The sequence below is a fragment of the Paractinoplanes brasiliensis genome, assembly GCF_004362215.1.
Lineage (GTDB): Bacteria > Actinomycetota > Actinomycetes > Mycobacteriales > Micromonosporaceae > Actinoplanes > Actinoplanes brasiliensis.
In genome coordinates this window covers 6,230,484-6,244,066 of sequence record NZ_SNWR01000001.1, presented here as the reverse complement: position 1 = coordinate 6,244,066, position 13,583 = coordinate 6,230,484, and the positions used below count along the sequence as shown (strand labels likewise).

Sequence of the window (13,583 nt, the reverse complement as noted above, 5' to 3'; positions counted from 1 at the left end):
CGCCACCGGCAAGGCTCGGCGGTGCCCGGCCCGGACGGGCGGTGCTGCGCCTGGTACTCGGCGGCGCCCTCGGGATGGCCGTCACCTACGGCATCGGAGCACTGCTCGGCACCGCCGTGGGATGACACCGGCCTGGCATGGCAGCGTTGAGTCGGACCAGCCAACGCCTCAGAGGTACTTGTCGAGGGTGGTGGCGATCTCGGCCCGCATCGGGTCGGGGTTGGCCCAGCTCCAGTTGGGGTGGGCCCGGTTGGTCATCAGCGACACGACCAGCTTCTTGCGCGGGTCGACCAGCAGCGAGGTGCCGGTGAAGCCGGTGTGGCCGAACGTGGTGGCCGCCGACAGGGTTCCCATGAACCACGGCTGGCGCAGGGTGACGCCGAGGCCGTGGTCGGACGGGCGGCCGGGGCGTTCCGGGTCGACCGCGGGCAGGCCGGCGTTGTGGTTGGCCAGCATCTGTTTGACGATCTCGGCCGACAGGATGCGCTTGCCGCCATAGACGCCGCCGGCCAGCAGCATCTGGCCGGTCAGGGCCACGTCTCGGGCGGTGCCGAACATGCCGGCGCTGCCGATGACGCCGCCCATCTGGTACGCGATGTCGTCGTGCACGGTGCCGCGCAGCAGGCCGCGCGAGGTGCGGGCATCGGTGGCGGCCAGCCGGGCCGCCTGGTCGGCCGCGGTGAGCCATGTGCGGGGGTTGAACCCCATGTAGCGGGCACCCAGGGGTGCGGTGACGCCGTTCTTGACGGCCGCGTCCAGCGCGAGGCCGGTGACCTTCTCGACGATCTGCCCGGCCACCATGAGCCCGACGCTGGAGTAGCGGAACGTCTTGCCGGGCACGGCGCCGCTGACCAGGGGGGTGGTGAGCACCTTGGCCCGCTGGGCCGCGACCGACAGGCCCTTGACCCCGGTGACGCCGACCGGCAGCCCGCTCGTGTGGGTCAACAGCATGCGTACGGTGACCGCGCTCTTGCCCGTGCCGGTGAACCCGGGCAGGTAGCGCACGACCGGCGCGTCCAGGTCGACCTTGCCCTGGTCGACCTGTTGGAGCAGGGCGATCGCCACGTACACCTTGGTCAGCGAGGCCAGATCGAAGATCGAGTCGGTCCGCATCGCGACCCGCTTGGCCGCGGCCAGCTCGACCGGGCCGGCGCCGTAGCGCAGCGCGTGCCCGACGGCGAGGTTGGCCGTGGTCGAGTTGTTGACCATGACGACCAGCGCTGCCCCGGCGTACGTGGGGTGCTTCGGGTTGGCCGTCGTCGGCTTCAGGTATTTGGCCAGCACCGCCTTGAGCGGGGCGACATAGGCCGGTGCGGCCGCGGCGGCGGCTCCCGCCCCCTGCCCACTGGCGGACCGCCCGTCGACCCAGCCCGACGCGTCGCGGCCGCAGCCGGTGACAGTGGCGGTCAGCGCGGCAGCGCCGGCGCCCAGGAGGTGGCGGCGAGTCAGCGACATGGCCGAGATCATGCCAAGTGTCGCTCCCCGTCGGCAATCCCCGAAGCGGGGAACTGATTGACAGGCATGACTCACTTAGGACCGCGGCAAAGTCGGTCCTGCTCTGCCTCACCCGCTTCAGAGAACTGACGAGCGCGACGAGAGGGGGCGAATCGATCTCCCCGGGCCGGCCGAGGGCCGAGGGCGCACGCCGCTTCAGGGCGACTCGAGCATATTTCGTCTTCTCTTGTCATACCCTGAACGGTATTGCGCTGATATCGGGGAACGCCCATCGGTGGGACAGAGGTTGTCATGGCGCTGATCCTGGTCACGTTGCTGTTCGCGTTCATCCTGGCGTGGGTGTCGTGGCGATATCTACGGCGCCGGGACCCGCTGCTGCGTGACGTGATGTGGATGTTCGCGTCGGTTGCGATGCTGTTCGTGATCGGAGTCGCCGGCCTGTTCGTGGGTGCGCCACCGCGAACGGTGATGATCCTCGCCGTCGGCTTGCTGCTCGCGAAACCCGTGTTCACGTTGCGGTTGGTCAGCCGGCTACGTCCGTTGCGCTCCTGGTGCCTACCGGCGGCGGGCACGGTGTGGGCGTTGAGCGCGTTGCCGGTCATGGCGTCGGCGGCACGGCCGATTCCGCGGCCGGCGGTCTGGCCGGCCGTGATCGTGTTCTTCGCCGTGGAGGCCGTCGCGGCGTGGTTGCTCGCCGCCGAGGCCCATCGGCGCGGCGGCGCGGCACGGGCCCGGTTGTGGTGCGCGTCCGCCGGAACCGGTGTGTTCGGCACAGCGTTGCTGATCTCCGCCACCGGCGCCGCGGTGCAAGCGCGAGTGCTCGCCGTGGTCTCCGGTGTGTTGTATCTGTTGGCCTTCGTGCCGCCGCGTGGGGTGCGTCGGATGTGGGCCCGGGCCGCGACCCATGCACCGATGCGCCGGCTTCTGGCCGTGCCCGCCAACGAGTCGGCCCGGACGTGGCAGAGTTACTGCCGAGACGCGGGAACGGTGCTGGGCGCGGACACCCTGGCGGTGTTGATGCCGGCACCGGATCGCTCAGTGCAGGTGGTGGGTTGCGCCGCTCTGCCGACGAACACGCTCGAGTGCACGACGGCCGGCCTGGACGAACTGCTGGGCGCCGACGACCCGATCGACGCACTGGCGGGCTGGACCCGCCCACCCGTCGTGGCAGTGATGTTGGCTCAGGCCACCGATACCCGGTTCGTGACCGCGAGACCGGTCGACGCACCGGACGGGCGCGGCGCGCTGCTGCTGCTCAACCGCTACCGCAGCCTGTTCGCCGAGGACGACGTCGAGGCCTTCACCGAACTCGCCGGTCACGCCGCGGCGCTGGCCGGGCGGGCGCAGACGTTGGCCGAACGGGAAAGCCTCGCCGCGATCGCCGAGTCGTCACACGACGCGATCATCGGCAAAACTCTCGGCGGGGTGATCACCAGTTGGAACGCCGGAGCCGAGCAACTCTACGGCTACCGGCGTGACGAGATCCTGGGCCGGCACGCATCCATGCTGTTCCCGCCGGGGCAGGAGCAGGCCGAGCAACAGTTGATGCAGCGCATCACCGCCGGCGAGAACATCGACCAGTACCGGGTTACGCGCCGCCGCAAAGACGGCTCAACGGTCACCGTGTCGCTGACCCTGTCACCGATCACCGATGCCACCGGCGTGATCACCGGGGTGGCGTCGATCTCGCGCGACATCAGCGAACGCGAGCGGGCCGAGGCGATGTTCGAGGGACTTCTGGAAGCAGCGCCGGACGCGATCATCGGCGTCACCCGCGACGGCACCATCACGCTCATCAACGCACAGGCGGAACGACTGTTCGGCTATCCCCGCGAGGAACTGCTCGGTCAACCGGTCGACGTCCTCGTGCCCGAACGGTTGCGCACCACTCATAAGCAGCACCGCGACGGCTACTTCGCCCACCCCCGTAGCCGGCCGATGGGGGCCGGAGCGGCGCTGACCGCCGTCCGCAAGGACGGCACCGAGTTCCCCGCCGAGATCAGCCTCTCCTCCGTCGACACGAACCGCGGCATGATCGTGACCACCGCCATCCGCGACGTCACCGACCGGCTGATCGCCCAGTCCGAACGGGAAAGGCTGATCGCCCAAGCCGAACGCGACGCCAGCGAACGCCGCCTGCAGCACGCCCGACGGCTGGAAAGCCTCGGCGAACTCGCCGGCGGCGTAGCCCACGACTTCAACAACATCCTCGCCGTGATCAGCAACTACACCGAGATGGCCATCGAAACCCTGGACAAGCCCGCCATCGACCCGGCCGAACTGGCCGAGGTCCGCAACGATCTCGGACAGGTCGGCCGTGCCGCCGAACGTGCCGCCCGGCTCACCAAGCAACTGCTGGCCTTCGGCCGGCGCGACATCACCCAAGCCACCGTCCTCAACCTCAACCACGTCATCGGCGACGTCGAGCAGATGCTGCGCCGCTCCCTCGGCGAGCACATCCACATGATCACCAGCCTCGACCGGCAGCTGAGGCCGATCCACGCCGACGCCAGCCAGCTCGAACAGATCCTGCTCAACCTGGCCGTCAACGCCCGCGACGCCATGCCCGCCGGCGGCACCCTGTCCCTCGACACCAGCAACGCCGACATCGCCGACGACGACAGCACCGGCGGGACCCTGCCTCCCGGCCACTACGTACGCCTACGCGTCAGCGACACCGGCAGCGGCATGCCTCCCGAGGTCATCGAACGAGCCTTCGAACCGTTCTACACCACCAAACCCAAGGGCTCCGGCACAGGACTCGGCCTGGCCACCGTCTATGGCATCGCCACCGCCGCGGGCGGCGACGTACGCCTGTACTCCGAAGCGGGCATCGGCACCACCGTCACCATCATCCTGCCCGCCGTCGAAACCTCCACGGAGCCCAGCTCCACCCCCGCTGCCGCCCTTCCCGCCGTCGAAACCCCCACCGGAACGCGACCCCACGAAACCATCCTGATGGCCGAGGACGAGGACGATCTGCGCCAAATCACCACCCGCGTCCTTACCCGCGCCGGCTACCACGTCCTCGCCGCCACCGACGGCGCCGAAGCCATACACCTCGCCCAAACCCACTCCGGCCCGATCCACCTGCTCCTGACCGACGTGATCATGCCCAGGATGATGGGCAACGAAGTCGCTGCCCGGGTCCGACAACGCCGCCCCGGTATACCGGTGCTCTACATGTCCGGCTACGCCGAGCCCGTCCTCACCGAGAACGGAACCCTGCCCGACGGCGTCACCCTCGTCGAGAAACCTTTCACCAGCCGCGAACTGCTCGACCGCGTCCGCGCCGTCCTGCAAACGGCGGGCACACCGGCCGAGCACTCCCTCACAGCGCAGTGAAAGCTCTACTCGCCTTCGCCGAATGCGCAGCCCGTGCTCGCTTGTGATTCAACAATCGGCGTACGGGCGGCGGCGGACAACGTGCGGCAAGGATCGTGATCGCTACGGCTGGGACGAATCGATCTGAACTGTCAGACGCTCGTCGCCGCATGACCGCTGTGCCGCGCGGTCTCGTTCGACGGCAGCGCGAGCGATCACCTTCCCGGACCCGGCGTCTCTCAGCATGGGATCGGCGATCCACGGTCGAGGAAGCCCTGAATCCGCAGGGCCCGATACGACACGATCACCACACACGCCGACCGGCATCGACCAGCCAAGGAGACCGCCCGTGACCCGCAACATCGACATCACGATTCCCGACATGACCGGCAAACTCGCCGTCGTCACCGGCGCCAGCGACGGGATCGGCTCCGTCATAGCCACCCGCCTCGCCGGAGCCGGCGCCGAGGTCATCATGCCCGTCCGTAACCTCGCCAAAGGAGAAAAGGCCGCCGAGCAGATCCGCGGCCTCCACCCGGGGGCGCAAGTCACCACCCGCGTCCTCGACCTGTCCTCCCTGCACTCGGTCACCGCATTCACCGATCAGCTCGTCGACGAGGGCCGTCCCATCAACGTCCTCATCAACAACGCCGGCGTCATGACACCACCCACGCACCAGGTCACCAAGGACGGCTTCGAGCTGCAACTCGGCACCAACCACCTCGGTCACTTCCTCCTCACCCAAGGACTGCTGCCGCTGCTGCAGCGAGGCAAGGCCCGAGTGACCCACCAGACCAGCATTGCCGCCCGCGGCGGAACCATCAACTGGGACGACATCAACTGGGAACACAGCTATGACGTCATGAAGGCCTACAGCCAATCCAAAATCGCCGTCGGCTTGTTCGCCCGCGAACTCCAGGAGCGCAGCCAAGCAGGCGGCTGGGGCATCACCAGCAACCTTTCCCACCCCGGCGTCTCCCCCACCAACCTGCTCGCCGCTCAACCCGGACTTGGACGTCAAACCGAAACCGGCGGCCGCCGCATGATTCGTGTGCTGTCCCGCGTCGGTGTGGTCGGCACCGTCCCCTCCGCAGCCCTGCCCGCACTCCTCGCCGCGACCGGCCCTGATTCACAAGGCGGGCAGTTCTACGGTCCCAAAGGCATCGGCAATGTCGGCGGCCCACCCGCACAACAGCAGCTGTGGGCCCCGCTGCGGAGCATGGACGACGCACGCAGAATCTGGGAGGTCTCCGAGCGGTTGGTCGGAGTGAAATTTCCCGCCTGACCCCTGCGGCAGGCTGTCGGCGCACCATCCGCAGCTGTGCGCCGGGAGACGTCGGCGGCCGGCTCGAATGATGCGGGCGTCGTCGTGGCTCGATGATCGGCACGTGATCCGTCCTCAGATCGCGCCCGGCCGCGGTGCCGCGCAGTTCCGGTTGCACGGCGGGATCAGGTTGTGTTCAGTGCTTCGGTGGGCGGCAGCCGCCCGGCGCGCAGAGCGGGATAAAGGCCGGCTGCTGCCCCGATCGCGATCGACGAGGCGACTCCCGCGGTGATCGCGGCGCCCGGCAGGATCACCGGCCAGCCCTGCAGGGAGGCGTAGACCACGGTCGCGGCGACCCCGAGGGTCGCGCCGGCGACACCGCCGAGAGCGGACAGGGCGACGGCCTCGGTCAGGAATTGCAGCAGGATCTGCCGGCGGCGGGCGCCGAGGGCACGGCGCAGACCGATCTCCTGGCGGCGCTCGAGCACCGAGATGATCATCGTGTTGGCGACGCCGACGCCGCCGACCAGCAGCGACACGGCGCCCAGCCCGAGCAACAGGCTGCTGAACGTGCTCTCGGCGTCGAGTTGTGCGGTCAGCGCGTCGGAGGGCCGGCCGACGTTGACGGCGTCCGGGTCCTGCGGATTGGCCGTACGAGCGAGCACGTCACGGACCGCGATGACGGCATCGGTGGCGGAGCGTACGTAGATGCGGGTGGGATGTCCGTCGAAGCCGAGGTGTTTCCGGGCCGCGTCCCAGCCGACCAGGGCCGAGGTGTTGATCTCCGGGGCGAGGTCGAGCGGCCGCAGGACGCCGATGACGGTGAACCATTGCCCGGCGATGAAGATCTGCTGCCCGGGCTGGTCGATGCCGAGCAGCCGGGCGGTGGTGGAGCCGAGCACGACCGCCGGGTATCGCGCGGTTGCCGGATTGAGCCACGCGCCGGCGGCGAGCCCGCCCTTGAGCGTGGACAGCAGGCCGGGGTGGGCGGCGACGACCTCGATGCCCTTGGTCTCGCGGGGATCGATCTTGTCGGTACGCCGCACGGTTGCGTCCTTGACGCTGCCGGTGGCGGTGGCGGACTCGACGGGGCCGATGCGCCCGATCATGCCGACGGCGTCGTCGGGCAACGGGGTCGGTTTGCCGAACAGGCTTTGCCCGGGAGTGACCGTGAGCAGGTTGGTGCCGAGGCCGGCGATCTTGTCGATCAGCCGGGCCTGGCCGGCGGCGCCGATGCCGAGCACGGCCACCATGGCGGCGATGCCGATCGCGATGCCCAGCGCGGACAGCACGGCGCGGAGTGGGCGGCTCCGCAATCCGGTGAGGCCGGCGGCGATCAGGTCGCCAGTGCGCAGCCGCGCAGCACGGGGCAGCGGGGGTGTTTCGATGCTCTGTTTCACGGCCTGTGGACCGCCCTCGCGCTGTCGTGGTGGATCTCGCCGTCGAGGATCTCCACCTGGCGGTGGAACGAGCGGGCGATCCCTCTGTCGTGGGTGATGACGGTGATGGTGGTGCCGTCAGCGTGCAGTTCGTGCAGCAGCGCGATGACGGCGTCGCCGGAGCGGGAGTCGAGCGCCCCGGTGGGCTCGTCGGCCAGCACGACGGCGGGCCGGGCAACCAGGGCGCGGGCGATCGCGACGCGCTGCCGCTCACCGCCGGACAGTTCATGTGGGCGGTGGTCGCGACGGTGTCCGAGGCCGACGCGGTCCAGCGCGGTCACGGCTTGCCGCAAGCGGTCCCGGCCGGAGACACCGTGATAGAACAACCCGTTCGCCACGTTCTGCGCCGCGGTCAGGTGGGACGTGAGATAGAACTGCTGGAACACGAAGCCGATCCAGCTCGCGCGTACGGCCGACAACTGTCGATCGGTGAGCCGGGCCACGTCGTGGCCGAGGATGCGTACCGTCCCGCTGGTCGGCCGGTCCAGGGTTCCCATGAGCTGCAACATGGTCGACTTGCCGGAGCCGGAGGGCCCGACGATCGCGGTGAGCTCATCCGCCCTGATTCGCAGGGAGGCATCGTGCAGGGCGCGGACCCCACCGGGATATTCCTTGGTGACCCGGTCCAGCTCGATGACCGGTGGTGTGCTGGTCATCCGGCCGGCACCGTCACCTTCATGCCGGCGGTCAAGCCGTCGCCCATGACCTCCACCTGGCCGTTGGCGAAGGCGCCGAGCCGGACCGGGACGATACGTCTGGTGCCGTCGACGGACACGTCCTGCACACCGAAGCCGCCCTCGGCGAGGGCCAGCAGCGCGTTGACCGGCACCGCCAGCACGCCCTCGCGGACGGCGCCGCGGAAGTTGACGGTGACCGGGGCGCCGTCGAGCGCGCCGGTCTCAGCCGGGTCGTCGAGCAGGACCGTCACGGGCAGGGTCGGCGTCTTGTCGCGGCCGTCCTGCGGGTCGTCCGGAGCCTTGGCGGTCGTGCCGACGGCGGTGATCTTTCCGGTGACCGTTCTGCCGTCCGGCAGCACCACGGTGACCTTGCTGTTGCGGACCGCGAGATCGGACTTGGTGGCGGGAAGGTCGACGGTGACCTGCTTGCGGGTGCCGGTGGCGGTGAGAACGTCGCCGCCTGCCCGCGTGCCGATCCTGGCCTTGACGTCCGCCACGCGAATTGCACCGGGCAGCACGACGACGTCGCCGGCGTTCACCCGCCCGGTCCGCTCGACGTCGCGGGCCTTCTGCCATTTCCGGACGGCTGCCGAGGTCGCCGCGGTGAAGTGCTCGTCGACGGTCAGCCCGCCGCCGTAGCCGAGCGCTCGCAGGTTCTGCTCCAGCACGCGTACGTCCGGACCATCCTCGACCCCGTTGTGCAGGTCGCGCCAGAACGGCAGCTTGCCGTACAACAGGGGCACCGGCACGTTGTCGAGGTCGTACACGTGTTGTCCGCGAGAGATGGTGTCACCCGGCTGCGGCAGCCAGGTCACCATCGCGCTGCTCGTGGTGGTGACCGTGGCAGATCCCGCATAGCCCAGCTCACCGTCGACCTGTTCGGTGCGCACCAGGTTCGTCCGGACGACGGCGACCGTCGGCTCCGGGGCGGCCGCCGTCGTCCGATCGTCACGGCTCACCCCGGGCACGATCAGGACGCCGGCGGTCGCGGCAGCCACCACCGTGACGGCGGCTGCCGTCCACACCTTCGTCCGGGTCTTCATCGACCACCGGCCAGCGGGACGCTCTGCGTGCACTTCTCGAACGCGGTCATGAACTGGGGCGTCTGCTGGGGCATCTCCATCGGCTCGCCGGGCTTCGGGTCGGGCCAGTCGACGCCCTGCTCACGCATGCACGACGCGAACTTGAGCCGCCGTTCCTGCTGGTCCGGGTCGTTCACGTCCACGCCGGTGCGTTGCATGACACCGACGCCGTACTGCTCGCACTTCTTCATCGCCGCGTCCAGCAGGGGGCCCGGTTCCGGCAGCGTGAGCTGACCCGAACCCGGCTCCGGGTCCTTCACGTCGAGGCCGTTGTCGCGCAGGCACTTCGCCAAAGCTGCCGGGTCGTTCGTGGTCGCCGACGCGCTCGGCGCGGCCGCCGGCGCCCGTCCTCCGGCACTGGCCACCCCGTCCTCGGCGGCCCCGCCGTCACCGCATCCAGCCAGCAGCCCACCAGCAAGCGCCAGAACCAGCGACGCCATACAGGTCAATCTCCGCATGATCACTCCATCCACCGGACAGTCGGCCGGCCGCCGCCGGTCGCTCGCCAAAGTTCTACGGAGCCCGGCGTTTCACCGGCGTTTCACCGGGTCGAAGCAGGGCTTGTTACGGCGGTGAAAGGTGGGCGCGGCTAGCGTGAAACACATGCGCGTGCTCGTGGTGGAGGATGAGAAGACGCTGGCCCGGTACATCGCCGAGGGGCTCCGGGACCGCGCCATGTCGGTCGATCTCGCCCATGACGGCACCACAGCGCTCGACAAACTGGGCAGCGGGGAATACGACATCGTGGTGCTCGACCGGGACCTTCCCGGCGCCCACGGCGACGAGGTCTGCCGGCGACTGATCGCCGACGGCGGGCGCGCCCGGGTGCTCATGCTCACCGCGATGGCCGACGTCGGCGACCGGGTCACCGGGTTGCGGCTGGGCGCCGACGACTACCTGGGCAAGCCGTTCGACTTCGAGGAACTCGTCGCACGGGTGGACGCGCTGGGGCGCCGCTCCCGGCCCGCGCTGCCACCGGTGCTGCGGCACGGAGGCATCGCCCTCGACTCGGGCCTGCGCGAGGTGACTCGGGACGGCCGGCCGGTCGTGCTGTCGAACAAGGAGTTCGGCGTGCTGGCCGCGCTCATGGCCGCCGGCGGCGCCGTCGTCAGCGCCGAGGAGTTGCTCCGGACGGTTTGGGACGAGAACGCCGACCCGTTCACCAACGCGGTTCGCATCACGATGCACCGGCTGCGCGGCAAGCTCGGCGAACCGACAGCCATCGAGACCCTGCCGGGCGTCGGCTACCGCATGGCCGGGCGGGCAGCGTGAACCGGCTGACCCTGCGCCTGCGGCTCACCCTCCTGCACACCGGCGTCTTCCTGGTCGTGGGCGCTCTGGTGGTCGCGATGGTCTACGTGCAGAACCGCCTGGTGATCACCAGAGTCGGCGCGGAGTTGCCATCGGAGTACACGGCGCCGGTGGGCGGCCGAACCGAAGCCACCAGTTCGTCGCACCTGCTGGACGCGATCGCCGTGCAGCGCAACGACGCGATCGGCACCATCCTCGTCCAATGGATAGCCGCCCTCCTGACGATGACCGTCATCGTCGGGTTGCTGGCCTGGTGGGTCACCGGTCGTGTGCTGAGCCGGGTGCACGCCATCACGGCCCAGGCACGCCGGATCTCCACGGACAACCTGCACGAACGGATCGCCATGGCAGGGCCGGCGGACGAACTCAAGGACCTGTCCGACACCCTCGACGGCCTGCTCGACCGGCTCGACGGAGCGTTCAACGCCCAGGCGCGATTCATCGCCAACGCCTCCCACGAGCTACGCACACCGCTCGCCGTGGCCCGTACGGCGATTCAGGTTGGCCTCTCCTCGGCCGATCCGGAACGCATCCGTCGGGCTCGTGACGAACTGCTGCGCAACAACGACCGCAGCATCGCGCTGATCAACGGACTGCTCACCCTGGCCCGAGGCGAACAGGGAACCCGCCGCAACGATCCCGTGCCGTTCGACACCCTCGTGCGGGACGTGATGTGCGAGGCCGTGCAGGACTGTCCCGCCGACGGGCCGGTTCTCGCCCACGACCTCGAGCCCTGCGCGGTCACCGGTGATGCGACGCTGCTCACCCAGCTCGTCCGTAACCTGCTCGACAACGCGGTCCGCTACAACATGCCCGGTGGCCGAGTGACGGTGCGCCTGGGACCCGACGGACACCTGACCGTCAGTAACACCGGACCGGTCGTGGATCCGGAGAACGCCGCCCGGCTGTTCGAGCCGTTCTGGCGCGGCGGCGGCCGCACCGCGGACAGCGACGGGGCGGGGCTCGGCCTGTCCATCGTGCAGGCCATCGCCACCTCCCACGGCGGGCAGGTCCACGCTCGACCGCTCGACGGCGGCGGCCTGGCGGTGGAGGTGCGGATTCCCGCCACCGGGACCACCGCACGCCGCGACTCCGGCCACTTCAGCGCCTCGCAGCCAACCTGATCGCGAACCGCCCGGCCGCTCACGATTCACCCCATCGCCGGCCTGTTGCTCCTGGACCAGCCGTTCGGCGGCGCCGCGACAGCCGTTCCGGCTCCGATGGCCATTCCGGTCAGCAGTACGACCTCATCGTCACCATGTCAGGAAGGACTGCGCACCGACGACGGCCAGCAGCTGCAGCTTGTCGTAGCTCTCGGTGCCCGGGACGGCGGTGTGGACAACTAACCGATGAAATTGGCTCGGGTCGATCAAATGGTGACCGATCAGGTCAAGTCTGCCGACCTTGGGATGGTCGAACCGCTGGACCTCACGCGGGCGAACGCCGATGGTGTGGTCCTCCCACAGGACTCTGAACTCGGCGCTGCGAGCCAGCAGAAGCTCGGCGAGGCCGGCGGCGCGGGAATCCGGACCTCGCAGGACAGCTGCTTCCCGTGTCGCTGACACGAACAACCGCGACATGAAGGCGTGATCGTCGGGCCGGTACAACCGTCGGGCGGCGGGATCGATGAACCACCTGTAGGCGATGCTGCGGGCAGGTCCGCGGTAGTTCGTCAGATTCCCGGTGAGCGCGACGCTGAGCTGGTTCTGCCGCAGTGTCTCGCCCAGCTCGGTGACGATCTCCGCGGGCGTGTCACCGAGACGATCGAGGATGCGCAGCAGGCCAGGGCTGATGTGGTCGCCGCCCACCCCCGGTGGAGGCGGGCGGTGCCCGGCGAGCCGGAAAAGTTGATCCCGTTCGTCGAGCGTCAGGTGGAGCCCCTGAGCGATGGAGGCGATCAAACGGGCCGATGGCCGCGACTGTCGCCCCTGCTCCAGTCGCGAGTAGTAGTCGGTCGAGATCTGGCACAGGGCCGCCACCTCCTCACGCCGCAGGCCGCCGGTTCTGCGGCGTTCACCGCGAGGGAGGCCGACATCTCCCGGTTGCAGCGATTCCCGGCGGCGCCGGAGGAACGTGGCCAAGCTCGTCCGGTCGATCACGATCTCTCCCTCGATCGGTGTCGCTCAGTGGAAGGTCTGGCCGTCGGCGGAACCTGACGCCGCAACCGCGGAGTCGCGCCTCTCTTCAGTGGTCACCGGGACAGGCCGACGGCAGAAGTAGACCAATGCCGGCGGCAGGTTCTTCCAGACCGTCCGGCTGACGACAACTTCCTCGAAACGATCCTGAAGAGAGCGCAACAGCCGCCGAGCCGGCGGCGCCCAGCGGGCGTGAACGTAGGCGAACGTGGTGAAGACCCCGGCCGGATGCATGACGGCGACAACCTCTGACAAGACATCCTGTTGCAGCTTCCGGTCGAAAGCCGCCCAAGGCAGGCCGCTGATCACCACGTCGACGGAGTCGACGCCCCGCTGTGCCAGCACCCCGCGCAGGGCTGCGGCGTTCCCGGTCACGACATCCACCGCCGGATGCAGCATGGCCAACTTGGCGGCGAACCGGGGGTTGAGCTCGATCGCGATGTGCCGACCGGATCCCGCCAGGCGCCGTTGAACAGGTGCGGTGAAGGCGCCCGTACCGGGACCGAGCTCCAGGACGACCGGAGAGCCCGTCGCAGGTACCGTCGCCGTGGCCACCTCTGCCAGTGCCGAGCCGCTTGCTTGGACGGCGCCCACAGTCAGGGGGTTGCGCATGAATTCGACAAGAAACGACACGGTCTACCTTCTTGAGATTGTTGTGCGGCGCCCATCAACGAGACGGCGCAGATCTTCCGTACCGAATGACGGCTTCGCCGACGGGGTCAGGAAATGGCTGCCGAGGCATTCATCGAGATCGCCGGCCGTCGTCCGCAGATGCGGTACCGACGATGCTGGCGTACGGAATAACCAAGATCCAGGGCTCGCTGATCCCAGGATGGACAGACCGTGCGACAGCGCCGGGAACAGGCAATCGACAATCCGGGGCGGCCGGACCGGCC

The 13,583-nt window shown here is 69.3% G+C and carries 11 protein-coding genes; 4 read left to right on the top strand and 7 right to left on the bottom strand.

Annotated elements, in window-relative coordinates:
• Positions 1–168 precede the first annotated feature (168 nt).
• On the bottom strand, positions 169–1,455 hold the full coding sequence (locus C8E87_RS28375; protein ID WP_239080329.1) for a serine hydrolase domain-containing protein: 1,287 nt from the start codon (positions 1,453–1,455) through the stop codon (positions 169–171).
• A gap of 291 nt (positions 1,456–1,746) precedes the next feature.
• On the opposite strand from C8E87_RS28375, the gene C8E87_RS28370 reads away from it, so the two are divergent.
• A complete protein-coding gene (locus tag C8E87_RS28370) occupies positions 1,747–4,800 on the top strand; it encodes a PAS domain-containing hybrid sensor histidine kinase/response regulator (RefSeq protein WP_239080330.1) in 3,054 nt (1,017 codons plus the stop codon).
• A 328-nt stretch (positions 4,801–5,128) separates the two neighbouring features.
• Complete coding sequence (locus C8E87_RS28365) at positions 5,129–6,064, top strand: SDR family oxidoreductase (RefSeq protein WP_239080331.1); 936 nt, start codon at positions 5,129–5,131, stop codon at positions 6,062–6,064.
• Between the two features lie 164 nt (positions 6,065–6,228).
• Here the strand turns inward: C8E87_RS28365 and C8E87_RS28360 are convergent, their stop codons facing one another.
• Genes C8E87_RS28360 through C8E87_RS28345 form a run of 4 tightly spaced genes read right to left on the bottom strand, consistent with a single transcriptional unit; the run spans position 6,229 to position 9,699 of the window.
• Entirely contained in the window at positions 6,229–7,443 is a 1,215-nt protein-coding gene (locus tag C8E87_RS28360) for an ABC transporter permease (protein WP_133875905.1), read from the bottom strand.
• Positions 7,440–8,138 carry an ABC transporter ATP-binding protein gene (locus tag C8E87_RS28355; protein ID WP_133875904.1) on the bottom strand — a complete coding sequence of 233 codons (699 nt, stop codon included), beginning with the start codon at positions 8,136–8,138 and terminating at the stop codon, positions 7,440–7,442. The genes C8E87_RS28360 and C8E87_RS28355 overlap by 4 nt, the downstream gene beginning before the upstream one ends.
• Positions 8,135–9,202 (bottom strand): peptidoglycan-binding protein, encoded by a 1,068-nt coding sequence (locus tag C8E87_RS28350; RefSeq protein WP_133875903.1) that lies wholly within the window; start codon positions 9,200–9,202, stop codon positions 8,135–8,137. Before C8E87_RS28350 ends, C8E87_RS28355 begins: the two co-directional genes overlap by 4 nt.
• Complete coding sequence (locus tag C8E87_RS28345) at positions 9,199–9,699, bottom strand: hypothetical protein (protein WP_133875902.1); 501 nt, start codon at positions 9,697–9,699, stop codon at positions 9,199–9,201. Before C8E87_RS28345 ends, C8E87_RS28350 begins: the two co-directional genes overlap by 4 nt.
• Positions 9,700–9,844: 145 nt before the next feature.
• On the opposite strand from C8E87_RS28345, the gene C8E87_RS28340 reads away from it, so the two are divergent.
• The gene (locus C8E87_RS28340; protein WP_133875901.1) at positions 9,845–10,513 is read left to right on the top strand and encodes a response regulator transcription factor; all 669 of its coding nucleotides are present in this window, start codon (positions 9,845–9,847) and stop codon (positions 10,511–10,513) included.
• The gene (locus tag C8E87_RS28335; RefSeq protein WP_203720721.1) at positions 10,510–11,676 is read left to right on the top strand and encodes a sensor histidine kinase; all 1,167 of its coding nucleotides are present in this window, start codon (positions 10,510–10,512) and stop codon (positions 11,674–11,676) included. Before C8E87_RS28340 ends, C8E87_RS28335 begins: the two co-directional genes overlap by 4 nt.
• 129 nt (positions 11,677–11,805) lie before the next feature.
• On the opposite strand, the gene C8E87_RS28330 is transcribed toward C8E87_RS28335, so the two are convergent.
• Together C8E87_RS28330 and C8E87_RS28325 are read right to left on the bottom strand one after the other, a co-directional pair.
• Positions 11,806–12,651, bottom strand: a complete 846-nt coding sequence (locus C8E87_RS28330) for a helix-turn-helix transcriptional regulator (RefSeq protein ID WP_133875900.1) — start codon at positions 12,649–12,651, stop codon at positions 11,806–11,808.
• Positions 12,652–12,675: 24 nt separating this feature from the next.
• Positions 12,676–13,320: a class I SAM-dependent methyltransferase gene (locus C8E87_RS28325; RefSeq protein WP_203720722.1), complete on the bottom strand. Its 645-nt coding sequence runs from the start codon at positions 13,318–13,320 to the stop codon at positions 12,676–12,678.
• Between the last annotated feature and the right edge of the window lie 263 nt (positions 13,321–13,583).